Annotated in this window: 21 protein-coding genes and 1 tRNA gene; 8 read left to right on the top strand and 14 right to left on the bottom strand. The window is 68.3% G+C overall.

Annotation, left to right across the window (positions count from 1 at the left end; translation table 11 throughout):
- Positions 1–33: 33 nt before the first annotated feature.
- Both ACIQLD_RS17380 and ACIQLD_RS17375 read right to left on the bottom strand, forming a co-directional pair.
- Entirely contained in the window at positions 34–891 is an 858-nt protein-coding gene (locus ACIQLD_RS17380; RefSeq protein ID WP_167253394.1) for a carbohydrate ABC transporter permease, read from the bottom strand.
- A complete protein-coding gene (locus tag ACIQLD_RS17375; RefSeq protein WP_021199740.1) occupies positions 891–1829 on the bottom strand; it encodes a carbohydrate ABC transporter permease in 939 nt (312 codons plus the stop codon). Before ACIQLD_RS17375 ends, ACIQLD_RS17380 begins: the two co-directional genes overlap by 1 nt.
- 227 nt (positions 1830–2056) lie before the next feature.
- Between ACIQLD_RS17375 and ACIQLD_RS17370 the strand changes: the two genes are divergently transcribed.
- A complete protein-coding gene (locus tag ACIQLD_RS17370; protein WP_402610009.1) occupies positions 2057–2860 on the top strand; it encodes an IclR family transcriptional regulator in 804 nt (267 codons plus the stop codon).
- 96 nt (positions 2861–2956) lie between these two features.
- Positions 2957–4117, top strand: a complete 1161-nt coding sequence (locus ACIQLD_RS17365; RefSeq protein WP_402610007.1) for a mandelate racemase/muconate lactonizing enzyme family protein — start codon at positions 2957–2959, stop codon at positions 4115–4117.
- A gap of 91 nt (positions 4118–4208) precedes the next feature.
- On the opposite strand, the gene ACIQLD_RS17360 is transcribed toward ACIQLD_RS17365, so the two are convergent.
- Positions 4209–8219 (bottom strand): hypothetical protein, encoded by a 4011-nt coding sequence (locus tag ACIQLD_RS17360; protein ID WP_402610005.1) that lies wholly within the window; start codon positions 8217–8219, stop codon positions 4209–4211.
- Between the two features lie 125 nt (positions 8220–8344).
- Here ACIQLD_RS17360 and ACIQLD_RS17355 point away from each other — a divergent pair, with 125 nt between their 5' ends.
- The 3 genes from ACIQLD_RS17355 (at position 8345) to ACIQLD_RS17345 (ending at position 11633) form a co-directional block, all read left to right on the top strand.
- Positions 8345–9310, top strand: coding sequence for an acetylxylan esterase (locus tag ACIQLD_RS17355; RefSeq protein WP_402610003.1), 966 nt, complete (start codon positions 8345–8347; stop codon positions 9308–9310).
- 71 nt (positions 9311–9381) lie between these two features.
- A complete protein-coding gene (locus ACIQLD_RS17350) occupies positions 9382–10110 on the top strand; it encodes a response regulator transcription factor (RefSeq protein WP_017828429.1) in 729 nt (242 codons plus the stop codon).
- A gap of 26 nt (positions 10111–10136) precedes the next feature.
- On the top strand, positions 10137–11633 hold the full coding sequence (locus ACIQLD_RS17345) for a sensor histidine kinase (RefSeq protein WP_402610001.1): 1497 nt from the start codon (positions 10137–10139) through the stop codon (positions 11631–11633).
- A gap of 53 nt (positions 11634–11686) precedes the next feature.
- Here ACIQLD_RS17345 and ACIQLD_RS17340 read toward each other — a convergent pair whose 3' ends face one another.
- The 6 genes from ACIQLD_RS17340 to ACIQLD_RS17315 all read right to left on the bottom strand — a co-directional run bounded on the left by ACIQLD_RS17340 (position 11687) and on the right by ACIQLD_RS17315 (position 17302).
- Complete coding sequence (locus ACIQLD_RS17340; protein WP_402609999.1) at positions 11687–13261, bottom strand: FAD-dependent oxidoreductase; 1575 nt, start codon at positions 13259–13261, stop codon at positions 11687–11689.
- A 33-nt stretch (positions 13262–13294) separates the two neighbouring features.
- Positions 13295–14176, bottom strand: a complete 882-nt coding sequence (locus ACIQLD_RS17335) for an FAD:protein FMN transferase (protein WP_402609997.1) — start codon at positions 14174–14176, stop codon at positions 13295–13297.
- Between the two features lie 14 nt (positions 14177–14190).
- Positions 14191–14664: a hypothetical protein gene (locus ACIQLD_RS17330; RefSeq protein WP_402609995.1), complete on the bottom strand. Its 474-nt coding sequence runs from the start codon at positions 14662–14664 to the stop codon at positions 14191–14193.
- Between the two features lie 93 nt (positions 14665–14757).
- The gene (locus tag ACIQLD_RS17325) at positions 14758–15792 is read right to left on the bottom strand and encodes a ribose-phosphate diphosphokinase (protein ID WP_402609993.1); all 1035 of its coding nucleotides are present in this window, start codon (positions 15790–15792) and stop codon (positions 14758–14760) included.
- A gap of 6 nt (positions 15793–15798) precedes the next feature.
- The gene (glmU, locus tag ACIQLD_RS17320; protein ID WP_402609991.1) at positions 15799–17229 is read right to left on the bottom strand and encodes a bifunctional UDP-N-acetylglucosamine diphosphorylase/glucosamine-1-phosphate N-acetyltransferase GlmU; all 1431 of its coding nucleotides are present in this window, start codon (positions 17227–17229) and stop codon (positions 15799–15801) included.
- Between the two features lies 1 nt (position 17230).
- Positions 17231–17302, bottom strand: a tRNA-Gln gene (locus ACIQLD_RS17315).
- A gap of 112 nt (positions 17303–17414) precedes the next feature.
- On the opposite strand from ACIQLD_RS17315, the gene ACIQLD_RS17310 reads away from it, so the two are divergent.
- From ACIQLD_RS17310 to ACIQLD_RS17300, 3 genes are read left to right on the top strand one after another with little or no spacing between them, the layout of a single operon-like run.
- Positions 17415–17888 carry a GNAT family N-acetyltransferase gene (locus ACIQLD_RS17310; protein ID WP_402609989.1) on the top strand — a complete coding sequence of 158 codons (474 nt, stop codon included), beginning with the start codon at positions 17415–17417 and terminating at the stop codon, positions 17886–17888.
- Between the two features lie 29 nt (positions 17889–17917).
- A complete protein-coding gene (locus ACIQLD_RS17305; protein ID WP_029260528.1) occupies positions 17918–18412 on the top strand; it encodes a MarR family winged helix-turn-helix transcriptional regulator in 495 nt (164 codons plus the stop codon).
- Positions 18413–18431: 19 nt separating this feature from the next.
- Positions 18432–19370 carry a pseudouridine synthase gene (locus tag ACIQLD_RS17300; RefSeq protein ID WP_402609987.1) on the top strand — a complete coding sequence of 313 codons (939 nt, stop codon included), beginning with the start codon at positions 18432–18434 and terminating at the stop codon, positions 19368–19370.
- Here the strand turns inward: ACIQLD_RS17300 and ACIQLD_RS17295 are convergent.
- From ACIQLD_RS17295 to ACIQLD_RS17275, 5 genes are all read right to left on the bottom strand, one after another.
- Entirely contained in the window at positions 19357–20016 is a 660-nt protein-coding gene (locus ACIQLD_RS17295; protein WP_402609985.1) for a methionine ABC transporter permease, read from the bottom strand. The genes ACIQLD_RS17300 and ACIQLD_RS17295 overlap by 14 nt on opposite strands.
- Positions 20016–21059 carry a methionine ABC transporter ATP-binding protein gene (locus ACIQLD_RS17290; protein ID WP_402609983.1) on the bottom strand — a complete coding sequence of 348 codons (1044 nt, stop codon included), beginning with the start codon at positions 21057–21059 and terminating at the stop codon, positions 20016–20018. Before ACIQLD_RS17290 ends, ACIQLD_RS17295 begins: the two co-directional genes overlap by 1 nt.
- Before the next feature lie 98 nt (positions 21060–21157).
- Positions 21158–22069 (bottom strand): MetQ/NlpA family ABC transporter substrate-binding protein, encoded by a 912-nt coding sequence (locus tag ACIQLD_RS17285; protein WP_402609981.1) that lies wholly within the window; start codon positions 22067–22069, stop codon positions 21158–21160.
- A 103-nt stretch (positions 22070–22172) separates the two neighbouring features.
- Positions 22173–23951, bottom strand: coding sequence for a Na+/H+ antiporter (locus ACIQLD_RS17280; protein WP_402609979.1), 1779 nt, complete (start codon positions 23949–23951; stop codon positions 22173–22175).
- 40 nt (positions 23952–23991) lie between these two features.
- Positions 23992–25815 (bottom strand): ABC-F family ATP-binding cassette domain-containing protein, encoded by a 1824-nt coding sequence (locus ACIQLD_RS17275; protein WP_402609977.1) that lies wholly within the window; start codon positions 25813–25815, stop codon positions 23992–23994.
- Positions 25816–25830: the final 15 nt, after the last annotated feature.

The following is a 25830-nucleotide window of genomic DNA, read 5'->3' as shown; positions in this document are numbered from 1 at the left end:
GATGAGGGGGTCGAGCTGTTCTGCGGTGCATCGCTAGCCCTTGACCGCTCCGGCGGCGAGGCCGGAGACGAAGTAGCGCTGCAGGAGGATGAAGATGATGACGAGCGGGAGAGAGGTGATGAGGGACGCCGCCATGAGCGCCGGCCAGTCGGCGGTGCCTTCGCGGATGAAGGCCTGCGTGAGACCGGCGGGCAGCGTCTGCTTGTCGGGACCGGCGAGGGTCAGGGCGAAGAGGAGATCGCTCCAACCGCGCATGAAGGCGAACATGCCCGCGGTGATGAGCCCGGGAACGACGAGCGGGAACACGATGCGGAACATCGTGCCCGTGCGCGACAGACCGTCGACCTTGGCCGCTTCGATGATGTCGTCGGGAAGGGCATCGATGATGCCCTTCAAGAGGAACACCGCGAGCGGCAGCGTGAACGTCGTGAACGAGATGATCAGCGCCGTGTAGGTGTACAGCAGCCCGGCCGAGCTCAGCATCAGGTACAGCGAGATGAGCAGAAGGGCGCCGGGGATCAACTGGCCGATGAGGAACATGAACATGACGGCGTTGCGGCCGCGGTAGCGGAACTTCGACAGCGAGTACGCCATCAACCCGCCGACCAGGACAGCCAGCAGAGCGGTGCCGGTCGAGACGATGATGCTGTTCATGAGGTTCTTCAGCAGCAGATCGTTCTGGAAGAAGCCGATGAAGTTCTCGAACGTGGGGTCGACCGGGAAGAAAGGCCGATCCAGGGAGAAGACGTCCTCCTTCTTCGTGAAGGCGGTGGCCGTGAGCCAGTACACCGGCAGAAGGCCGAACAGTGCCAACAGGAGGAGCAGGACACGCCCCGGGATGGACAGGTGGGGGCGGATGATCGACTCCCCCACATCGCGACTACGGCGCATCACTTCTCCAGCCGTCGGTTGAGGAACAGGTATCCGGTCGTGATGATCGCGAGCAGGACGAGCCAGAGGGTGCCCATGGCAGAAGCCTTGCCGAGCTCGTAGCTGCCGAAGGCCAGGTCGTAGAGGCTGACCGCGAGCGTCGTGGTCGAGTTTCCGGGCCCACCGCCGGTCATCACGAAGATCGTGTCGAAGTTGCCGAAGTTGTAGATGAACTCCAGCACCGCGACGAGGGTGACGGGGCCGGCGATGTGCGGCAGCGAGATGTGGCGGAACCGCTGCGCGCGCGTCGCACCATCGATCGTGGCGGCCTCGATCTGCTCGCTCGGGAGGGTCTGGAGCACCGCGAGCGCGACGACCATGATCCACGGGAACGAGTGCCAGGTCTTGGCGATGACCACGGCGGCCATCGCGCCGGTCGGGGTGCCGAGCATGCTGACCTCCGGCAGGCCGAAGACCGAGAGCACGTGGTTGACGACGCCGTAGCTGTCATTGAAGATCCATGCCCAGAGGAAGGAGACGACCACTCCGGGGAGCAGCCACGGCAGCATGAGAGCGCCGCGCAGGATGTTGCGTCCGCGCATGCGGGCGTTCAGCAGCAGGGCGAGCGCCACGCCGAGCACGAGGGGGAAGACGGTGGAGAGAGATGCGAACACGAGGGTCGTGCCGAGTCGCGCGAAGAACTCCTCCCACACGGCCGCGTAGTTGTCCAGACCCACGAACGTGCGCTCGGGGCGCAGGAGCGATTGGTCGAAGAGGCTCGTGAAGATGCTCGACACGAGGGGGAAGATCGCGATCACGAGGAACAGGAGGACCGCGGGAAGTGCGATCATGAAACCGAAGGTGCGATCCTTCGCGCCCAGCGTGGAGCGTCGCCCGGAGCGTGGCTCGACGGCCTTCTGCTCGCTCTCTGCGGGCCGCTCGAGTATGGCTTGTTGCATTGCAGTCACTTTCCAGTAGAGACGACCCCGTGGGGCCCTGCGCGTCGTCGTCACAGTCGTCAACGTCGACGTGCGGCCAGTTAACCACAATGCGGATGCGAAATCCACAAAATGCATAAGACACCCACATTTGTGTTGCTCGAAGCCATTTCTCTGAATAGGATGACTGGCAGCGGCGACCAGCCGCGGCGTCGCATCCGCGGCGGTAGCACTGAGGAGGAGTGACCATGGCATCGGAATCGGTGGGCGGCACCCAGACCGTCGAACGGGCGATGTCGTTGCTCGCATGCTTCACCGAGGAGTCCGGCGAGCTGAGGGTCTCTGAGCTCTGCACCCTTACCGGGCTCGGTCAGTCCACCGTCTCGCGCATGATGTCGGCACTCGACCGCATGAAGTTCGTGGTGCAGGATGCCCGCACCGGTCTCTACCGCCTGGGCCCGGCGGCCGTGTCGCTCGGCACGATCGCCCTCAACGGCTCCCCCATCTTCCGCGCGTCGCGACAGATCGCGCAGAACCTCGCCCGCCGGATCGAGATCGGCGTGAACGTCGCCGAACTCAGCGGCTTCACCTTCACCTACCTCTGCAACTTCGAAGGCGCCCTCGCACCCAAGTCCTTCGCGATGGCCGGCCGCACCGGTCCGCTGCACGCCACGGGCCTCGGCAAGGCGCTGCTCTCCGGTATGACCGACGAGCAGGTGGACGAGTACTTCGCACAGACCCCGCAGCGCTTCACCCCCCACACGATCGTCGACCGTGGCGCCATGCAGGTCGCCCTCGACGAGACCCGCAGCCGCGGCTACGCGACCGAGATCGAGGAGCTCGCCTTCGGACGCGCATGCATCGCCGCCCCCATCCGCAACCGCGCGGGCGAGATCGTCGCCGGCCTCTCCGCCAGCGGCCCCCTCTCGGTGCTCGACCTGCACGCTCCGCACCAGGAACTCGCGCTGCAGCTGATCGAAGCCGCCGACGAGATCTCCGTGGCTCTCGGCTACAGCCCGTCCCGCACCGCATCGGCCTTCGCCGCGCTCTGACGCCCAGGCCGCGACGCGGCACCCCGATCCGCCCCTGATCCCTGACCGCGGCACCAGCCGCCGGCCGCTCGCCCCTCGATTTCTTTGGAGACCCCTGTGAGAATCACGCGCGTCCAGACCTTCCCCCTCTACCTGTCGAAGGAGGATGCGAACAACTCCTATGCGGGCGACACCGCGGTCGACCACCGCGGCTACGTGATCCGCCCGCCGTGGCGCAGCCTCTACTCCCCCGGCTACGAGACCCTGCTCGTGAAGATCGAGACCGACGAGGGTCTCGTGGGCTGGGGCGAGGCGCTGGCGCCGGTCGCCCCCGTCGTCGCGGCGGCGATCGTCGACAACCTGCTCACCCCCTTGATCGTCGGCGAGGACCCGCGCTCGGTGCGCACGCTCTGGCACCGCATGACCGAGTCGATGCGCGAGCGCGGACACCTCACGGGCCACCAGGCCGACGCCATGGCGGCCGTCGACATCGCCCTGTGGGACCTCTGGGGCCACGCGACCGGCCTCTCGGTCTCCGAGCTCGCCGGCGGACGCTTCCACGAGGTGCTGCCGACCTATGTCTCCGGGATCCGCGGTGTCGACGACGTCGAGCGGGCGGAGAAGACGGCTGAGCTCGTCGAGGGCGGCGTGCGCCGCATCAAGCTGCATCTCGGCGTCGATATCCGCACCGACCTCGCCACCTACGACGCGGTGCGGGGCGTCCACCCCGACCTCGACGTCGCGCTCGACGCGCACTGGACCTACCGGCTCGGCGAGGCACGTGCCCTCGGCCGCGAGCTCGACGACCGGAAGGCCTGGTTCTTCGAGGCACCGCTGGCCCCCGAAGACGTGGAGGGCCACCGGGATCTCGCGACCGCGCTCGCGACCCCGATCGCGGTCGGCGAGGCGATGCGCAGCCGCTTCGAGTTCACCGACTGGCTCACCCGCCGCGCCGTCGGCCTCACGCAGCCCGACATCGGCCGCACGGGTATCACCGAGGGGCTGGCGATCGCCGCGGTCGCCGACGCGTTCCACGTGCAGGTCGCGCCTCACCACTCCGCCGCCTTCGGCATCGCGATGGCCGCCGGCGTGCACGTCGCGGCGAGCGCTGCCTCGCTCCTCGCGTTCGAGTACCAGCCGTTCACGCTCCCGGTCGCGAACCGCCTGCTCACGACGCCGCTCGAGGTGCGCGCCGACGGCGGGTTCCTGGTCCCGACCGGTCCGGGACTCGGCGTCACGGTCGACGAGGACGCGATCAAGGAGTATGTGCGTCACTGACGCCTGCCGACCTCCGTTCGAATCGCGCAAATGGTCGCATCCGCCGGGCGGATGCGACCATTTGCGCGATTCGAGCGGGAGGGACGGGAGATCAGTCCCCGATGCGCACGAACTGCGCAGCGCTGACGCGGTGGATGCTGGTGTTGCGGACCTCGAGCCGCACGGTTCCGGTCGCACCGGCCGCGTAGCGGAAAGAACCCAGCGATCGCCACGCTGCCGCGCCCTGGGTCTGATCCACGATCACCTCGGAGCTGCCGTTCTGATGCTCGACGACGTAGGCGGCCGCGGTCGTGGTCGTGGGGTTCGTCGGGTACCAGACCGAGACGCGGTAGAGCCCCGCCTGCGGAAGGTCGACGTTCCACGTCACGGTGCTGCCCACGGAGTCGGAGTCGCTGTAGCGCGTGCGCGTGCCGTTCCAGCCCGAGAGTCCACTCGGATACCAGTTGCCTGATTCCAGGTAACCCGGCCACGGCGACTGCGTATGGGCGATCACGCCCTCGTCGGCGACGCGCACGAGCACTCCGCGTCGCAGAGCCTGATCCAGGCGCGCCTCGAACCGCGTCGACGATCCCGGCGCGACTCCGGCCCCTGCCGTCACCGTCCAGGTGTGGGTCAGGTCCGACCTCGGCGGCACCGTGATCGTCGTGCTCTGCTGCCCGACCGTCCACCCCGTGAGTCCGTAGAGCGCGAGTGTGCCCTGCAGCGGGGTCACCCCGGTGTTGATGACGAGCGCCGTCAGCTTCGCGACCGCGCCGGGGCCGCTGACGATCTCGACGTCGGAGGTCAGCGAGACCAGACGACGACGGTCGATCACCTCGATCGCGGCGGGGCGCAGCGTCACGGGATCCTCGCCCGCGATCGCCAGCTTCCCCTTCACCTCGACTTCACCGAGTGGTGCGGCGGGCGCGATGACGGCCGCGGCTTCGACCCGCGCCGAAGCCTGTGCGGGAACGGAGATGGCGGGGACGGCACCGTCGAGGGTCCAGCCCGACGGCAGGGTCACGGCCACGGTGCCGGTGACCGGGTCGTCGGTGGCGTTGCGCACTTCGATGATCAGCGGCACACGGTCGCCCGCGGTTCCGGTCGCCTGGGCGATCACGTCACCCGCAAGTCCCGGGTTCGCACCGCTGATCCGAGCGGGCAACTGCAGCGTGACCTCGGGCGTGGTCGTTCCCCCGGAGGTGATCGTGTACCGGAACGTCTTCGTCAGGTCGTCGACGGGGATCGTCCACTCGAACGGGTACGCCTTCTGGGGAGCCTGCTGCACCGCCTGCGCGCCGATGCGGTAGGACAGCGTGGCCTGCTGCTCCGTGTCGATCTGCACATAGGCGTCGTACCCCTGACCGTCGGGCCGCACCAGAAGCATCCCGCGCGCGATCCCGTACTCGGTGGCGGGGTCGGAGTCGATCTCGTGGAAGCTGTCGCGCCCGTGATCGACGATGTCGTCGAACGGCAGCCCTGGCCGCTGCACCGTGACGTTCCGCACCACCAGCGCGACCAGTCCGCGGGCGGGCACCGTGACGGTGACGCGACCGTTCTGGGCCGCCGAGCTCGAGCGGGCGCCGCTCGCGGCCACGACTTCGACGGCGGTCGACGAGCTGCGGGGCAGACCGGTGAGCGCGGTCGAGAGGTCGACGACCACCTGTTGGGCGGTGCCGGACGAGTTGGTGAGGCTGACGTAGAGGGCGCTGTTGCCGACCCCGCCGATCCAGTTGACCAGCGGATTGTCGACCCCGATGAGTCCCTCGGGGAAGTACGGCCAGACGCCCTCCTCGCCGAAGAACGTTCCCGGCGCGTGGCCGTAGGCGAAGAACTTGAAGTACGCGAAGTCGGCCTCGAACACGTGCGGGAACTCGATCGCACCGGCGCTGCGGTAGAAGCTCTCGCTGATCAGGTAGTCCATCGCGAGTCCGAGCTGGGCGGGCGCGTGATGGAAGTAGTACCCGGTGATCCCCACCGGACCGCTCGTCGCGAAGTCGGGCTTCATGTGCGCGACCTGGAACTGCCGCCCGTAGTAGCCGGGATACGTCGTGAAGCGGCCGATCACCATGTTGTGCGCGATGTCGGCGAGCAGCTCATCTCCGGTGTGATGCGCCAGGCGCAGCAGCGCTCCGGCCCAGCAGGGGTTGAACACGTAGCCGCCGCCCGGGTTCGTCAAGGTGCTGACTCCGAGCTTGAACGACGACAGCGCCTCGAACGTCAGGCCGGAGGGTGAGACGTACCAGGCCGGCACCGTCTCGGTCGGCACGTTCGTGGTCGGGTACGACGGGAGCGACGAACGCGACTCCCAGTCGTACTGCTGCTTGATGACGGATCCGACCGGCACGGTGACGTTCGTGTCGGGAACCGGGCGCACCGCCGTCTGGGTGATGAATCGCTGCACCTCGCGATATGCCCCGTCGAGGAACTCGGCCTCGCCCGTCGCCTCGAACATCTCCAGAAGATCGACCCAGTACTTCGAGAAGCTGTAGGCGAAGCCTCCCGGCGGCTGGCCGTTGCTGCGATACGGCGTGAGGATCTGCTCCTGCGCGTACCGCCGGGCGATCAGCGTCGCCTCGGTCAGATAGGCGGGATCCCCCGTGACCCGGTAGGTCGCGAGCGCGTTGGAGAACGGTGCCCTGCTCTGCCCGACCACGCCCGCCTTGGTCGCCTGCACCGCGAGTCGCTGGATGCCCGCGTTGCGGCCGTGCGTGAGCTGGTACAGCGATGCGAGGTTCACGGCATCGGTGGGGATCTTCCCGATCCGGTACTGCGTCTTGTCGTTGTAGACCGGGCTGCCGATCATCGGCGTGTGTCCGATGCCCTTGCGCGAGAGCTGGTACTCCACGAGCGGACGCGCGCGACGGTCGTAGAGCGTGCTGTCTGCGGTGCCGGTCAGGTAGTGCGCTGCGAGCACGACACCGCTGGCCGCCGCGCGGACCGCGTCTTCGTTCTCGACGTCGACGAACCCCTTGGCCCGGTTCCACCAGCCCGAGTACGACGGCACGTAGTCGACGGAATCGTCACCGCTCGGCTCGACGGCGATCAAGGCGGTCATCGCGTGCACCGCATCGGTCAGCGAGCGGTCGTAGACGTTGCGCCGATAGGCGGTGAGGCCGTACTCGTTCCGGCACAACTGTGTGTACGTGCCGTAGAGGGTGTCGGCTCGAGCAGCGATGCCGAAGGCGAAGCCCCGCTGCTGTCCGACGGTCATCGCCGTGCGCAGCCCCGGCTGCGGCGAGTACATCGACGGCACGATGTCGAGGCTGTCGTTGCGCAGGCTCATGCCGTACGGCTGCCGGTCCGACATGAGCTGCCGCTCGTGCACGAACTCGGCCACCTCGGACGGCAGGTACACCCCCGAGGTGACGGCGACGTCGCCAACGGAGTACTGCGTCAGCGCCATCGGGGCGAAGAGCTCCCACGCACCCAAGGGCGCGGAGCCGTCGAGCACCGAGAGCGCGTGCTGGTACGAACCGCACAGCACCTCGTCGAGGTCGTCGAGCGACCTCGTGTCCTGGCTCTGATAGCCGACGATGTAGTCCCCCGCGGTCTTGGCCGTGACCACGTAGTGCGCTTCGGGATTGGCACCCTCCAGGCGCCACCGCACGACGAGATCGACGTCGTCAGTGCTCGTGGTCAACTCGATCGCCTGGGGTCCGAGCACCTGGAACGAGGTGAATCCGAGCCAGCTGGGCGCGAGCGGGCCGTACAGCTCCGGGGCGCTCCCCGTCGGCAGCGTCCCCTCCAGCACCAGCCACTGCTCATCGAACCGGTGGGCGGGATCGGTGATCGGCAACCACCCGCCGTTGCGCTTGACCTCGAGGTCGCGCACGATGGTCGCCCCGCCGTCCCAGGTGGCCTGGAAGAACGTCATGCGGTGGTTCTCCCCGACCAGCTGCGCGACCTGGGTGAACGCCAGGTTCGGCTTGTCCAGCCGGCGGAGGGCGTCGGCGTACACGCCACCCGGCGTGGTGAGTTCTGTCGCCGCGGCCGGAGCCGAGCCGTACGGCGAGCCGAGCACCGGAGGAAGCACGCCGGCGATCACGAGCATTCGCAGCACGGAGCGGCGGCTCCACAGCAGGGGATTGTCTTCGGCTCCATCGCCAGCTATTGAATCCATGATGCACATACTGCAATTCATATGCGATTATGTCAATGGATCCGCCTCACCGACGACCCGCACCGGTCCGCCCGGTCGACGCCGGTAGCGTCGTCGAGGCAGACCTCCCCGAAAGGACGCACACGGTGACCCACAACCCTCCCGAGGAGATGACGGAGTACTCGCTGAGCGCCCTCCTGACCCCCCTCGCATCACCGGACGAGCCCGAGGACTTCGACGACTTCTGGCGAGTCGCCTTCCAGGAGTTCGGCGTCGGACCGGTGGCGTGGGAGGTCGCACAGGAGCACCCCGCGACCGCGACGCATCGAGTGACGGAGATCCGCTTCCATTCCTCGGCCGACGAACAGGCCGCCGCCTTCGTGATGCTGCCGCACGGCGTCGCCGGCACCCGCCGCGGCCTCGTCGTCGGACACGGCTACGGTGGCCGAACGGGACCCGACGTCGAACGGGTGCCCGCAGACGCCGCTGCGATCTTCCCGGTCGCGCCCGGCACGCATGTCGGCACCGCGAGCCGCTTCCCCGCGGCGCCCGACGAACACGTGCTCGCCGGAATCGCGCACCGCGACACGTACTCGCATCGGTTCAGCGCGGCCGACATCTGGCGCGCGGCGACGGTCCTGCTCGAGCTGGCGCCGTCGGTGGCGACATCTCTCGACTACAGTGGCGGCAGCTTCGGCGGCGGCATCGGCGCCCTGGCGCTCCCCTGGGATGCCCGATTCCGCCGTGCCGCCCTCGACGTGCCGAGCTTCGGGAACCACGACGTGCGCCTGTCCCGACGGTGCACCGGGAGCGGCGAAGCCGTACGCCTGCACCTCAACAGTCACCCCGAGGCGCGGCCCGTGCTCGACTACTTCGACGCGGCGATCGCCGCGCGCCGCCTCCGTCTCCCGGTTCACGTCTGCGCTGCGGTACTCGATCCCGCGGTCGACCCCCGCGGTCAGTTCGCGGTGTACCACGCGCTCTCCGGCCCGAAGCGCCTCGGCGTGCGGGCATGCGGCCATCTCCCCGGCCCCATCGGAGAACTGGCCGATCGGCTCGCACTGCAGGACGGCATGGATTTCCTCGCACTGCCGGACGAGCGCCTCGCCTGAGCACCTCCGCTCCCAGAGAACACATAGCGTTCTCCATAGAAATCGCATAGGAGATTCCGCAGAATAGGGACATGACCAGCGACCTGCCCGAACTGCGCCGTCCCGACGGTTCCCCCCTGCGCATCCTCGCCGTCGACGACGAGCAGATGCTGACCGATCTTCTCGCCATGGCCCTGCGCATGGAAGGTTGGGAGGTGCGCACCGCCTCCTCCGGGATGGAAGCGCTCCAGGTGGCGCGCGAGTTCGAGCCCGACGCCCTCGTGCTCGACATCATGATGCCCGACCTCGACGGGATGTCCGTGCTCAAGCGCCTCCGCGAGTCCGGCAACCTCGTCCCCGTGCTCTTCCTCACCGCGAAGGATGCGGTGGGCGACCGCGTCGCCGGGCTCACCGCGGGCGGCGACGACTACGTCACGAAGCCGTTCAGCCTCGAAGAGGTGATCGCCCGTCTGCGCGCGATCATCCGCCGCACGGGTCACGCCACCGCCGACGACGGACAGTCGATCCTGCGCGTCGCCGACCTCACCCTCAACGAGGACAGCCACGAGGTCGTACGCGACGGCACCGAGATCGAGCTGACTGCGACCGAGTTCGAGCTGCTGCGCTACCTGATGCGCAACGAGCGCCGCGTGCTCTCCAAGGCGCAGATCCTCGACCGGGTGTGGAGCTATGACTTCGGCGGCAAGTCGTCGGTCGTCGAGCTGTACATCTCGTACCTGCGAAAGAAGATCGATGCCGGGCGCACCCCCTTGCTGCACACCGTCCGGGGCGTCGGTTACATGATCAAGGCCCCGCAGTGAGCTCAGCGACGGTGATGAGACGGCCGATGAGCCTGCAGACACGGCTGATGACCGCCGTGATCGGATTCGTCTCGCTGATCCTCATCATCGTCGCCGTCATCACCAGCGCGACGCTGGGCAAGACCATGGAAGACCAGCTCGATCAGAAGCTGAGCACCTACGCCCACCAACTGGTGCGCGGCTCCCAGTCGTTCGCGCCGTCGTCGGCGACGGCACAGAACATCCTCGCGAGCAGCCCCGCGCCGCCCGTCGGAGTTCTCTTCGTCGTCTCCAGTCCCGTCACCGGTTTCTCCGGAGTGGTCGCGAAGAGCGACGCAGGAGACGAGTTCGCCGGAACGCTCGATCCGCTGACCGGTGCCCAGCTCGCCGAGGTCGCAGTGTCTCTGAAGGACACCTCGGTCGCGACGGTCACACTCACCGACCTCGGCTCGTATCGCCTGATGGCGCTGCCGACGAACAACGGTCTGATCGTGGTCACCGGTCTCCCCCGCGACGAGATCCAGAATCAGCTCACGCAGCTGCTCACCGTGATCGCGCTCGCGACGATCGGCGGCCTGATCCTGCTCGCGTTGACGACGGCCATCACCATCCGCGTTGGTCTGCGTCCGCTGCGCGCCGTCGCGCTGACGGCGACGAGGGTCGCCAACCAGCAACTCGACCGCGGTGAGGTGACGATCACCGAGCGCGTGCCGGCATCGGAGGCCGATCCCCGCACCGAGACCGGACTCGTCGGCGCCTCGCTGAACAAGCTCCTCGACCATGTGAACACCTCGCTCGCCTCCCGGCAGAAGAACGAGGAGAGGATGCGGCGCTTCGTCGCCGACGCCAGTCATGAGCTGCGCACCCCTCTCGCCTCCATCCGGGGCTACTCGGAGCTGTCTCTGCGCGCGCTGCGCCAATCGAACGCGCAGGCGGAGCGCCCCGAGGTCATCGAGAGCACGACATCGTCGCTGGAGCGCATCCAGGCCCAGTCGCTGCGGATGACGCGCCTCGTCGAAGACCTGTTGCTGCTCGCCCGTCTCGATGAGGGCCGGGAGCTGGTCTACGGCACCGTCGACCTCACCCAGCTGGCTCTCGAGGGCCTCTCGGACGCGCGCCCGACCGCGGTCGACCACCACTGGAACATCGACGTGCCCGACGAGCCCGTGACGATCGTGGGAGACGCCGGACGCATGCATCAGGTGGTCGCGAACCTGCTCGCGAACGCCCGCACCCACACGCCCGCAGGCACGACCGTCACGCTGAGCGTCGCACAGGAGGGCGAGGAGGCCGTGCTGCGCGTGCACGACGACGGCCCGGGGATCGATCCGGCCATCCGCGACGAGCTGTTCGCCCGCTTCGCCCGCGGCGACACCTCGCGGGCCCGACAGACCGGCGGCACGGGACTCGGGCTCGCGATCGCGAAGGCCATCGTCGAGGGACACCACGGCTTCATCACCGTCACCAGCGAACCCGGCGACACGACCTTCACCGTCCGCATCCCGATGAACCCGGCAACGGCCGGCGACACCGCCGAGGCCTGACCCCGACGGCAGCCGGCGACACCACCGAGGCCTGACCCGACGTGTCGGTCGGCTCAGTATCCGGCGAAGGCGTCGGTCGTGAGGCTGCGGGCCTTCTGCAGCGCCGGGGCGAGGTCGGCGATGAGTCGCGGCGGGCCCGAGATGAAAGCATGACGCGTGGCCAGGTCGGCGACGGTGCGCTCGAGGGACTCCGCATCCAGTCGCGCACCCTGCGCCCACGACCAGTGCTCCGGCAGGTCGGCCGGCTCGTCACGCGTGAACACCACGGTGCGCACCCCCGTCGCGGCGAGCTCATCGCGGAAGGCGAGCTCGGAGGCGTCGGAGGCGACATACACGAGCACGACGTCACGATGCTGCCCGGTCGCCTGCAGCTGCCGCAGCTGCGAGACGAACGGTGTCACGCCGATGCCCGCTGCGACCATGAGAACCGGCTGCTCGCCGCGGGGCAGGATGAAGTCGCCCCAGGTGCCGGTCACCGCGAAGGTCGCCCCCGGTTCGGCGGCGGCGAGAGCGCGCTTGTAGCTCGAGGGATGCTTCTGGTCGCCGTTCTTGTACGCGATGCGCAGCGTCGGCAGATCGGCGGGCGCCGAAACGATGCTGAACTCGCGGCGGGTTCCTCGTGCGTCGGGCCGGTGATGCGGAACGTCGAGCTCGAGGTACTGCCCCGGAAGGAAGCGCACGCGCCCCTTGGCACGGAACGTCAGCTCCTGTGCGGTCGGGGTGACGAACTCGCGCCGTTCGAGCACGAGCCGCACCGAGCCGCGCAGGGCGAAGGCGAACGCCACCAGATTGCCGATCAGGAGCGCGCGCTCCTGTCCGAGTGTGAAGAGTCCCGCCACCGAGATCGGCCACCCCGCGAGCAGACCCACGACGACCGCCACCACGAGCTGCTGCCGACGGCGCGGCGGGAGGGTGAGCGGCTCCGAGAGCATGAACGCCCCGAGGAACAGGAAAGGCGACTGCAGCACCGCGAACTGCAGCGCCGTCACGATGTCGAACGAGATGTCGAACTCCACGGCCTGCACCGCCTGGCGCACCACAGAGGTCGCGACGGCGACGAGCAGGAACACCAGCACGACGCGGATCTTCTCGGTGCGCCAGAGCACCGCGAGGCCCAGCACCGCCACGGGGATCGTGAGCACAGGCGTGCCGACCCACCACGACGACGAGGTGCCCAGCCACTCGAACGCGCCGAATGCGCCGAGGATCGAGACCACGGCTGCCCCGAACGCGGCGGGGTTGAAGATGTGTCGCCCGCGCCACGCGATCAGGTACTTCGAGACACTCGCGACGGCGCCGGCGAGGGCGAGGCCGAGGAGCGCCCCTGGTTCGACACCCGGCCGGAGCACGAACAGGAGGATGAGGGCGGTCACCAGCGACGATTCGACGCGCCAGGGCAGTCGGAGGATGCGCTGTGCCACCGCGTCGACGGCGGAGATGACGACTGCGAGCACGACGAACGAGGCCACGAGCTCGAGCGGGGTCGGCGAGACGATCACGCCGAAGAGTGACAGGACGAAGGCGATGACCGCGAGAGCGACGAGCGCGAACAGCACGAGACGGTACATCGACAACGAGCCCAGCACCGCGAGGACCCGCTGTCGTGCGGCGGCGAATGAGGTGATCACGTCTCCACTCTTCCCTAATTCTGGGCTGCCGGCCTAGTTCCGAGCCGACGGGTGCGACGCTCCCGCGGCGACGAACAGTTCGGCCGGACAACCGGGCGAGCGCTGCACGCGCCCGTCGGTGCTCATGCGCACCCACTCGACGGCCCACGCTGCTGCGAGCTCGACACCGCCGTCGAAGAAGAGGGCCGTCGCCACCGCATCGGCCGTCATCGCATCCGGCGCCCATGCCCAGGTCGCGGCCCACGTGCGCACGGGCATCCCGGTGCGGGCATCGAGCACATGATGCAGCCCGCTCCCCCACGCCCTCCGGTTGATCGCCGAGGCGCACAGCGCCTGGTCGTGCACCTCGACGACGCCGATCGCCTTGGCCGGATCGTACGGATGCTCGAGCCCGATGCGCACACCGGCACCTCGCAGCCGCATGTCGCCGCCCGCATCGACCACGAGGTCTCCGGGCACGCGCGCCAGGACCGCCATCACGAGGTCGACCAGACGCCCTTTGCCGAGCGCGCCGACGTCGATCAGAACAGGCGCGGAGGCCGTGACATCGGCATCCGTCCAGGACACGTCCTGTTCCCAGGCCTCCGGTGCGCGCACGGGATCACCCGCCACCAGAGAGTATTCGGCGTCGTACCCGAGCGCGTCGAGGCTGTCCGCGACGAGAGGGTTGACGGCGCCTCCGGTCGCAGCGGAGAGCTCACGGTACGCGTCGAGCATGGGCCGGGCATCGACGGAGGCGAAGCTGCCTCCCTCGCGGCCGAGGCGCACGACCTCCGCGTCCGAGCGGAATCGGGACCACTCGCGGTCGAAGCGCTCGATCTCCGCCGTGACCTCTGCGCGCGCCGAGTCCGGCAGTGCAACGGTCGTCTCGATCTCCCAGTGCGTTCCGATGGCCTCGAAGCGCCAGCTCGCCATGGGGAATCAGGCGCCTAGGCGGCGGCCTGCTCCTTGATCGACTCGACGGCCTTGTTGAACCCGCCGCTGGTGAGCGACGAGCCGGCGACGCGGCTAACGTTCAGGTCGTCGAGCGCCTTGCCGTCGACCTGCTCGGCGATCCCGTCGATGAACTGCCCCTGGTACTGCTTGCTCTCGGGCGCCTGCGGGTCTCCCGTGACCTCGACGTCGGTCACGACGCCGTCGGCGAGGGTCAGGGTGACGGAGATCTGCTCTACCGTCTCGGGCGTCTGGTACGAGCCCTCGGCGGTATAGGTGCCGTCGGCGTAGGTGCCCGTGGAGTCGCCACCGGACGACGACGAGGACGAGCCGGCATCCGGTGTGCTGCCGTTGTCGGCGGGGGTCTCGGCGTCGGCGTTTCCGGAGCATCCGGCCAGGACGAAGAGTCCCGCGATCCCGAGGAGCGCGGTTCCCTTGCGGACAGAGGTCGGTACGGTCGTGCGGATCATGGTGGTCCTCCCGGCTCGGTGTCGGCCGACGCGCTCGTCGGCCATTCGACCGTAAGCACCCCGGCTATGCGCGGGCTGTGCCGTGACGATGCGTTACGCGTCGCCGCCGAACATGCTCGTCACGGAGCCGTCTTCGAACACCTCGTGGATCGCACGTGCCAGCAGCGGGGCGATCGGCAGGATGGTCAGCTTGTCCCAGCGACGCGACTCGGTGAGCGGGATGGTGTCGGTGATGACGACCTCGTCGATGGACGAGTCCTGCAGCCGATCAGACGCCGGGTCGCTGAAGATCGCGTGCGTCGCGGCCACGATGACGCGGTGCGCACCATTCGCCTTGAGCGCCTGGGCGGCCTTGACGATCGTGCCACCGGTGTCGATCATGTCGTCGACGAGAAGACAGGTGCGCCCGTCGACAGCACCCACGATCTCGTGCACGGAGACCTGGTTGGCGACCTTGGGGTCGCGACGCTTGTGGATGATCGCGAGCGGGGCGCCGAGGCTGTCCGACCATGTGTCGGCGACGCGCACGCGCCCCATGTCGGGCGAGACGACGGTGAGGATCTCACGGTCTTCGGGCGACAGGGTGCGCTCGAAGTAGTCCAGGAGCACGGGCTTGGCGAACAGGTGATCGACGGGGCCGTCGAAGAAGCCCTGGATCTGCGCGGCGTGCAGGTCGACGCTCATCACACGATCGGCACCCGCGGTCTTCAGCAGATCCGCGACGAGGCGGGCGCTGATCGGCTCACGGCCGCGGCCTTTCTTGTCCTGACGCGAATACGGATAGTACGGGGCGACGACGGTGATGCGCTTGGCCGATGCACGCTTGGCCGCGTCGATCATGATGAGCGTCTCCATGAGCCACTCGTTGACCGGCTCGCCGAAGGTCTGGATCAGGAAGAGGTCCACACCGCGGATCGACACCTCGAAGCGGGCGTAGATCTCACCCGAGGCGAACGTCCGGTGCTCGACCGGAGCGATCTCGGTGCCGAGGGCCTCCGCGACCGCTGCGGTGAGAGCGGGATGCGAACGACCGCCGGCGACGACGAGGCGCTTCTTGGTCTTGGCGATGATCCCGGGGGCCACGCCGTTGTCGCGATCCAGGTCGACCGTCTTCTTCTTGCGCGCCATGTCCGCCTATTCCGCCGAATTCTCGCGGGACGCAGCATCCGCCGCGCCCGTGCCTGCTCTGTTCTTCTCGACCCAGCCCTCGATGTTGCGCTGGGGGGCGACGCTCATGGCCAGCGCGCCGGCGGGGACGTCCTTGCGGACGACGGCGCCTGCACCGGTCTTCGCACCGGCTCCCAGCCTAACGGGCGCGACGAGCACCGTGTGCGACCCGGTGTGCACCTCGTCACCGATCTCGGTGCGGTGCTTGTGCACGTCGTCGTAGTTCGCGGTGATGGTGCTCGCGCCCAGGTTCACGCCGCGGCCGATCGTCGCATCGCCCACGTAGGAGAGGTGCGGCACCTTGCTGCCCTCGCCGATCTCGGCGTTCTTCGTCTCGACGTAGGCGCCGATCTTGCCCTTGGCGCCCAGGACCGTGCCGGGGCGGAGGAACGAGAACGGGCCGACCGTCGCCTCGGCACCGACCACGGCCAGGGTGGCGTCGGTGCGGCGGACGATCGCGTCCTCCCCGACCTCGCAGTCCACGAGCGTCGTGTCAGGGCCGATGACGGCACCGGAAGCGATCACCGTGGCGCGGAGGATCTGCGTGTTCGGGAGGATCGTGATGTCGGGTGCGAGCTTCGCGTCGTCGTCGATCCAGGTGGTGGCGGGGTCGATCACGGTCACGCCCTCGAGTTGCCAGCGGCGCACGATCCGCTGGTTCAGCAGTCGACCGACCTCGGCCAGCTGGGCGCGGTCGTTGACGCCGAAGGTGACCGAGATGTCGGAGACGACCGAGGCCGCGACGCGATCGCCGTCACGCCGGAGCAGGCCGGGAACGTCGGTCAGGTACATCTCGCCCTGGGCGTTGTCCACACCGACCCGGGGAAGGTAGCTCCGAAGCGTCGCCGCGCGGAACACGTACATCCCGGCGTTGATCTCACGGACGGCGGCCTCGTCGGCATTCGCGTCCTTCTGCTCCACGATGCGGTCGACACCACCGTCGGCATCGCGCACGACGCGTCCGTAGCCGGTCGGGTCGTCGACCAGCGCGGTCATCAGCGTGGCCGGAGCGCCCGAGGCGCGGTGCTCCGCGAGGAAGGCGGAGAGGGTGTCGACATCGGCGAGCGGGCAGTCGCCCGAGAGGACGAGCACGTCGCCGTCGAAGTCCGCCGGGAGTGCATCGACGGCCACCTGCACGGCACGACCGGTTCCGGGGATGTCGTCCTGGTCGACGAACACCGCGTCGGGGTAGTCGGCGGCGAGCGCCGCGACCACCTGGTCGCGTTCGTGCCGGACGACGACCTCGACGTGCGCCGCCTGCAGACGCCCCGCGGTGGTGAGCACGTGCCCCACGAGCGGTCGCCCGCTGATCGGGTGCAGCACTTTGGGCAGACGCGACTTCATGCGTGTGCCCTGGCCTGCGGCGAGGACGATGATGGCGAGATTGTTCCCAGTCATGCTCCGCCGCCAGGACTCGAACCTAGACCTAACAGCTCCAAAGGCTGTCGTGCTGCCATTACACCACGGCGGACCGCGCCGCCCACGAGGGCGCCGCGGGGACAAGTCTGCCATGCTCCGGCCCCGGTTCCGCTGACACCGCCGCCCGTCATCTACGCGAAACACCGATCTGCGATCCTGACGCCATGAGTATCGTCATCGAACGGGTGAAGGCCGCAAGCCCCGCTCTCGCCGAGTTCCTGGTCGCCCATCACGCGGAATTGGAGCACACGGCCCCCGCGGAAAGCCGTCATGCGCTGGTCTTCGAGCGTCTGCTCGCCCCGGGCGTGCGACTGTTCGCCGGCCATCTCGACGGCACGCCCGTCGCCACCGGCGCGCTGGCGACGGTCGAAGACGGGCATGAGGAGATCAAGTCGATGCGCACCGACCCCGCTCTGCGCGGACGCGGTCTCGGACGCGCCATGCTCACCTTCCTCCTGGACGATGCCGGGGCCCGCGGCATCCGCCGGATCTCCCTCGAAACCGGAAGTGCCGAGTTCTTCATCCCGGCGCGTGCCCTCTACGCCGCGGCCGGCTTCCGCGAATGCGGACCGTTCGGCGGTTACGTCCTCGACCCGTACAGCACGTTCATGACGCTCGAGATGCCCGCGGCGTCCTGATCCCGCCCCGCACACGCGATAATGGGCGGATGAGCGAGGTGGATGAGGTCGACCGGATCGTCGGCGCGTGGAACACCCAGCGCCCCGATCTCGACTTCTCCCCCCTCGAGGTCCTGTCGCGGATGGACCGGCTATCGCGACACCTCGACCGCGCCCGCCGTGACGTGTTCCGTCGCAGCGACCTGGAGCACTGGGAGTGGGATGTGCTCTCGGCGCTGCGCAGGGCCGGTGCACCGTTCCAGCTCTCCCCCAAGCAACTGCTGCAGCAGACCCTGGTCTCGAGCGGCACGATGACCAACCGGATCGACCGCCTCGTCGGCCGGCGCTTCGTCCGCCGTGAGGCCGACCCCGGCGACGGCCGCAGCGTGCTGGTCACGCTCACGGATGATGGCCGCATCCGCGTCGACGCCGCCATCACACGTCTCGTGGATGTCGAGGCCGACCTCCTGCAGGCCCTCTCCCGCTCGGACCGGGATCGCCTCGCCGGGCTGCTGCGCAAGTTGAGCCTGAGCTTCGACTCGTGACCGGCCGTATCTGATGGGCATGCCCTCTCCCCTCCCCGTGCGTGACGGCGTGGGAGCCACGCGGCTGCACGTGCCCCTCTCCGGTTCGTGGCCCACGATCGCCGCCTACATGGTCGAGCGCTTCTTCCACCTCGACCCCGAGCGTCTGCTCCAGCGGTTCGACCGCGGCGACATCGTGCGCGCCGACGGCTCGGCCGTGCCACGCGACGCCCCGCTGGGCAGCGTCGAGTTCGTCTGGTACTACCGCGAGCCCGCCGTCGAGACGCGGATCCCCTTCGAGATCAAGATCCTGCATCAGGACGAGCATCTGGTGGTCGTCGACAAGCCGCACTTCCTGCCCACGACTCCCGGCGGCAAGTTCCTGCAGAACTCGGCGTTGGTGCGCCTGCGCAACCTGCTCGACAACCCCGATCTCGCCCCGATCCACCGTCTGGATCGCGCGACCGCCGGCCTGCTGATGTTCTCGACCCGCCCTGCGACCAGAGGCGCCTATCAGCTGATGTTCGAGAATCGCCACGTCCAGAAGGTGTACGAGGCGGTGTCAGCCCTCCCGGAGCGCGGCGAACTCCCCTCGTTCCCGGTCGTGTACCGCAATCACATCGAGAAGCCCCGCGCCCAGGTGCGCGTGCAGGTCGACGATGCCAGGGAGCCGAACGCCGAGACGCTGATCGAGCTGATCGACCTCGACGATCGCGTGGTCCACACCGTGCTCCGCCCGCACAGCGGCAAGATGCACCAGCTGCGTGTGCACCTCGCCGCCCTCGGCATCGGCATCCTGAACGACCGGTTCTACCCTGAGCTGCTCGATGACCTCCCGGACGACTTCGAGCGCCCGCTGCAGCTGCTCGCTCGCGAGTTGCGCTTCGTCGATCCGTTGAGCGGAGCGGAGCGGGTGTTCACCACTCGTCGCACCCTGCAGGAGGCACCTGCCGGCGGCGCTCCCCTCAGCGGCGCATGACCTTGCGGGCGAGGCGCGTTCCGAGCATCTGCACGAGGTGGACGAAGACCACGATCAGGACGATCGCCGTCCACATCACGACCGGCTCGAACTGTCGGAATCCGTAGATCTGGGCGAACGCGCCGAGACCGCCACCGCCGATAAGTCCGGCCATGGCCGTCATGTCGATGAGCGCGACCACGATGAACGTGTAGCCGAGGATGAGCGGGCCCAGTGACTCGGGGATCGCCACGGTGAACAGGATGCGCCACGGCCCCGCCCCCATCGCGCGGGCGGCTTCGATCACTCCGGGAGACACCGAGACGAGGTGCTGCTCGACGATGCGGCCGATCGCGAAGGCCGCGGCGAGGGCGATCATGAACGCACCGGCCGTGGTTCCGATGCCGGTGCCCACCACCACCCTGGCGAACGGCTGGGCGACCGCGACGAAGAGGACGAACGGGATCGGACGGAAGAAGTTCACGCCGAGGTTGGCGATGACCGAGACAGGCCTGTTCTGCGCGAGTCCTCCGGGACGGGTGACGTACAGGATCACACCGATCGCCAGGCCGAGGATGCCGCCGAGGACGAGCGCGAACGTCGTCATGTAGAGCGTCTCGAGCGCGGCCTTCCACAGCTCGGGCCACAGTTCGTTCAAACGGTCCATCAGCGTGCCTCCTCTCCGGCGATCTCGGTGACTTCGACCCGTTGCGCGATGTCGGCGAGCGCGCGATCGACCACGGCGTCGTCCCCGCGGATCGCGAGTGTGAGGTGCCCGAACGCCCGCCCGCGGATGTCATTGATCCCGCCGTAGACGAGCTCGAAGTCGAGCCCCGCGCCGGCGAGGTCGAGGAAGACCTGAGCCTGTGAGGAGTCACCGTCGCGGAACGAGAACGTGACCAGGCGTCCCTGATGCCGGTCACGCAGCACGGAGCGCTCTGCGGGCGAGGGCACGCCCTTCACCACTGTTCCGACGAAGCGCTGCGATGCCGGATTCTGCGGTGCCGAGAAGACGTCGAACACATCGCCCTGCTCGATCACGCGACCGTGCTCCATCACGGCCACCTTGGTGGCGATCGTCTGGATCACGTCCATCTCGTGCGTGATGACGACGATCGTGACACCCTGCTCCTTGTTGACCCGCTGGAGCAGGTCGAGCACCTCATGGGTCGTCTGGGGGTCGAGGGCGCTGGTGGCCTCGTCCGCGAGCAGGATCGCGGGGTCGGTGGCGAGAGCGCGGGCGATGCCGACGCGCTGCTTCTGCCCTCCGGATAGCTGTTCGGGATAAGCCTTGGCCTTGTCGGCGAGGCCCACGAAGCTGAGCAGATCGGCGACACGCTTCTCGATGTCGGCCTTGGACCAGCCGGCGAGTTTCAACGGATAGGCGATGTTGGCCTTGACGGTCCGCGAGGAGAACAGGTTGAACTGCTGGAAGATCATGCCGATCCCGCCGCGAACCTTGCGCAGCTCGCTCTCCTTGAGCGCGGTGATATCGACGCCGTCCACCGTGATGGAGCCGCGGGTGGCCGGTTCGAGCGCGTTGATCAGTCGGACGAGCGTTGACTTGCCGGCACCGGAGTATCCGATGATGCCGAAGACGTCGCCCTTCTCGATCGACAGGGAGACGTCATCCACTGCCACGACTTCCGCGCCCTCACGGGTGCGCGAGGGATAGGTCTTGGAGACGTTCGTCAGGGTGACGATCGGCATGTGCTGCTCCGGTCTGCTTCGGGAACGAAGAATCGGGTGACGCGTGTTCGCGCCACCCGATTCTCCCTCATCGGACAGGGGTGGATTCTCCCCGCGTCCTACTTCTTGTCCGCGGCGTCTTCCTGGACCTTCTTCAGCGACGCGACCAGGTCCTTCACCGGCGTCTGCAGCGCCACGGCGGTGCCGCCGGATGACTCGAGCAGCCCCTTCTGAACGGCCTCGTTCGTCTGGAAGATCTCGACGAGCTTGAGGTACGTCTCGTTGTCGGCGTCTTCGGCACGTGCGGCGAAGATGTTCACGTACGGAAGGGCGCTGGCGTCTTCGGGGTCATCCTGCGCGATCGCATCCTCGAACGTGAGACCGGCGTCCTGCACGAAGTCGTTGTTGATGATCGCGGCGGCCACGTCCGGGAGCGAGGTCGGGATGAGCGCGGCCTCGAGCGCCGTGACCTTGACCTTGGACTTGTCGGTGTCGACGTCGGCGAGGTCGGAGTACGGCGTGCCACCGCTCTTGAGCTCGACGAGACCGGCCTGCTGCAGCACGTTCAGCGCACGCGCCTGATTGGAGGCATCGTCCGGAACGGCGACCGTCTCACCCTCGGGGATGCTGTCGACGTCGTCGTACTTCTTCGAGTACAGACCGAGCGGGTAGATCGCGGTCGAGCCGATCGGCGTGAGGTCGGACCCGGAGGCGTTGTTGTACTCCGCGAGGTAGACGATGTGCTGGAACTGGTTGAGGTCGATCTCCCCCTCGGTGAGAGCGGGGTTCGGCTGCTCGTAGGAGCCGAAGTCGACCAGTTCGACCGTGATGCCCTCTTCGGCGGCGGCGTCGACGAATGCCGGCCACTGCTCATCGCCCTTGCCGACGACACCGATCTTGACGACCTCGTTCTCGGACGACCCCTCGCTGCCGGAGCCGGCGTCGGAGGATCCCGTGGCGCAGCCCGCGAGCGCGACGAAGAGCGGGACCGCGGCAAGCGCGGCGAGGATGGAGGTGGTGCGGCGTGACATGTGAAGGAGTTCCTCTCTTGGGGGGACTCGAATACGTTAGGCAGGCAGGAGCGCACTCACGGAATCGTGTGTCACACGGCGTCACAGCCGGGCGCGCGGACCGTCAGTCGTACTCTTCGATGCCCTGCAGGCGCACTTGCTCGAGGTCGAGTCGGGCCGAGATGCGGCGAACGACGATGTCGTCAACCGTGCCGGCGCCGCGCAGCCCGAGCAGGACCTCGCGCTTGCGGTCGATGAGGGCCAGCTTGAGCCGCGTGTGCTCCTCATGGCGGATCAGCGGTGAACGCTGCGCGAGGTCGACATCGGTCGAGGTCGCGATGATCTGCAGCACCGTGCCGTCGGTGGCGTCCGCGTCCGCGATCGGAGAGGCGGCTCCTCCCGCTGGCGGATCGGCGTCGGGGCTCCCGCCCGGTCCTGCGGTTCCGGCGCTGAGCGGGTCGGGCGCGCCGAGCATCTCGTCGAGAGCCTCGGCCTCCGCGTCGACGAGCGCCTGCTCGCGGGCCAGGGAGCGCGCATTCGCGAACTCGAGCATCTGATAGCCCTCCGACCGCACGCGGTCGAGCACCTCCTGCCCGACGCCGTGCTCGGAGGCGAGGTCGTCGAGGGCGGCGAGCGCCGCTCCGGAGATCGCTCGCTCGGCGAGCTCGTACTCCTCGTCCTCGACGTGGTCGACCGGGAACCGCGCCCACCGCACGATGGCGGGGAGGAGCGGGCCCTGCACCAGCAGGCTCAGCATGATGACGCCGGCCGTGACGAACACGATCTCATCGCGACCGTTGACGGCCCCACCCTCGGTGATGGTCGCGGGCACGGACAGGGCGATCGCGAGTGACACGGCACCGCGCATACCGGCGACGGTGGAGACGGCCCTGGCCCGCGCCCTGGCGCCGCGTGCGGGCCGCTGGCCGGTCTGACGCTGGAACGGCACGTTCAGCAGTTGGAACAGGTAGCGGACGACCAGCAGGGTCGCCCAGACGGCGAGCGTGATGAGCACGAGCCGACCGATCGCCGCCGCCGAGATCTCGTGCACGACGTACTGCACCTCGAGCCCGATCAGCACGAACAGCGCACCGTTGAGCAGGAAGACTCCGAACGGCCACGCGGCATCGGCCTGCCGCCGGGACGAAGCGGTCGTGACCCGAGGCGACACGTAGGCGACGATGAGTCCGGCCACAACGACGGCGAGCACGCCCGAGGCATGCACCATCTCGGCGAGGAGGAACGCGGTGAACGGGATCAGGAGCAGGGCGACGTTGATCACGATCGTCGACGATGTGCGACGCAGCAGGAGATAGCCGAGAGCGGCGACGACGACTCCGGCCGCGATGCCGCCGACGTAGGAGATCAGCACGTCGAGCGTGACCGACATCGGCGTGATCTGGCCGCCGAGCGCGAGTGACACCGCGATGGCGTACAGCACCAGTGCCGTGCCGTCGTTGGTCAGGCTCTCGGCCTTCAACTTCATGAACATGCGGCGCGGCAGCAGACGCCCGAGGGCGGCGACCGCCGTGGCATCGGGCGGAGCGACCGCGGCGCCCAGGATGAGAGCGATCTCCCACGGCATCCCGAACAGCACGCCGATGCCGGCGACCGCGAATGCCGAGGCGACGACGAGCACCGTGCTCATCGGCAGGATGTAGCGGAAGTCGCGGCGGATCGACCGCAGAGACGTGGTGAGACTCTCCCAGAACAGCATGACCGGGAGGAACAGCAGCAGCACCGTCTCCGGTGGCAGCTGCACTTCGCGCAGCTGCGGCACGAAGCCGAGCAGCAGTCCGAAGATGACGAGGACGAGGGGCAGCGCGAGACGCACGCGCGGGGCGATAAGGGTTCCGACGAGAATCGTGAGTCCGAGCAGGACTGTTACTTCGAGGCCTTCCATCCCTACCTCCCAACAGCGTTGAGAGAAGGATATTCCTCCGTCAGCCGATCTCCTCGGTGAGTTCGAACCAGCGCAGCTCCAGCTCCTCGATCTCGGCCTGCTGCTCGCTGATCTTCTTCATCCGGTCGCCGAGGCCCGCGTAGTCGGACTGGTCGTGGTCGGCCAGCGCGGTCTTGGCGGCGTTCACCTGCTGCGTGAGCTTCTGGATGCGTCGCTCGAGGGCCGACACCTCCTTCTGCGCCGTGCGCAGCGCCGCGCCGTCGAGCCCCTTCGCAGTTGCCGTCGCCGTCGCCGTCGCTGCGGCCGTCGCGGTCTGCTTCGACCCCGTGGAGGACTGCAGGTGACGCAGCCGCAGGTACTCGTCCACCCCGCCGGGGAGGTGGCGCAGGTGACCGTCGAGGATCGCGTACTGCTGGTCGGTGACGCGCTCCAGGAAGTACCGGTCGTGGCTGACGACCAGGAGCGTGCCCGACCAGGAGTCGAGAAGGTCTTCGATCGCGGCGAGCATGTCGGTGTCGAGGTCGTTGGTCGGCTCGTCGAGGATCAGCACGTTCGGCTGGTCGAGCAGCACGAGCAGCAGTTGCAGGCGGCGCTGCTGGCCGCCCGAGAGGTCCTTGACCGGCGTGGAGAGCTGGGCGGAGTCGAACCCGAGGCGTTCGAGCAGCTGACCGGGAGTCAGGTCCTGCGCCTTGGAACCGGCGCCCATCGTGTACGAGGTGCGAAGGCCGGAGATGATCACGCGCACCGGGTCGTTCCAGTGCTGGGTGAGCTCGTCGAGTCGCTGGGTGAGGGTCTGCACCTTCACCGTCGTGCCCCGCTTGACCCGGCCCACGGTCGGCTGGACGGTGCCGGAGATGAGCCCGAGCAGCGTGGACTTGCCTGCGCCGTTCACGCCGAGGATGCCGGTGCGCTCACCCGGAGCGATGCGCCACTCGATGTCGCGCAGCACGACCTTCTCCCCGCCGTCAGCCGTGGGGTAGGTGACACCGACGTCGAGCAGGTCGACCACGTCTTTGCCGAGTCGTGAGACGGCGAGGGACTGCAGCGACACCTTGTCTCGGATCTCGGGCACGTCGGCGATGAGCTCGTTGGCCGCGTCGATGCGGAACTTCGGCTTGGCCGTGCGGGCCGGAGCACCACGACGGAGCCACGCGAGCTCTTTCTTGGCGAGGTTCTGACGCTTCGCCTCGGTGGCGGCCGCCATGCGGTCGCGCTCGACGCGCTGCAGGATGTACGCCGCGTAGCCGCCCTCGAAGGGCTCGACGATGCGGTCGTGCACCTCCCAGGTCTCGGTGCTGATCTCGTCGAGGAACCACCGGTCGTGGGTCACGACCATGAGGGCGCCCGAGTTCGGCGACCAGCGCTTCTTGAGGTGGCCGGCGAGCCAGGTGATCGCCTCGACGTCGAGGTGGTTGGTCGGCTCGTCGAGGGCGATGACGTCCCAGTCTCCGGTGAGGAGCTTCGCGAGCGACACCCGACGCCGCTGCCCGCCGCTGAGAGAACCGATCTCGGCATCCCACGGGAGGTCGGTGAGCAGCCCTTCGATGACGTCGCGCACTCGCGCGTCGCCCGCCCACTCGTACTCCGGGATGTCGCCGACGACCGCAGCGCTGATCGTGAGGTCGTCCGGGAGGTTGTCCGCCTGATCGAGCACGCCGATGCGCGTTCCTCCGCGCACCGTGACCCGTCCGGAATTCGGTTGCTTGATGCCTGCCAGCATGCCGAGGAGGCTCGACTTGCCGTCACCGTTGCGGCCGACGATACCGATGCGGTCGCCCTCCTCGATGCCGAGGGTCACGGAGTCGAAGACGACTCTGGTCGGGTATTCGAGATGGAGGGCTTCAGCCCCGAGAAGATGTGCCATGTTCCCTCAAGGGTA

The sequence above is a fragment of the Microbacterium sp. NPDC091662 genome, from assembly GCF_044756705.1.
Classification (GTDB): domain Bacteria; phylum Actinomycetota; class Actinomycetes; order Actinomycetales; family Microbacteriaceae; genus Microbacterium.
Note: the sequence above shows the minus strand (reverse complement) of the source record. Positions and strands in the feature narration are given on the sequence as shown.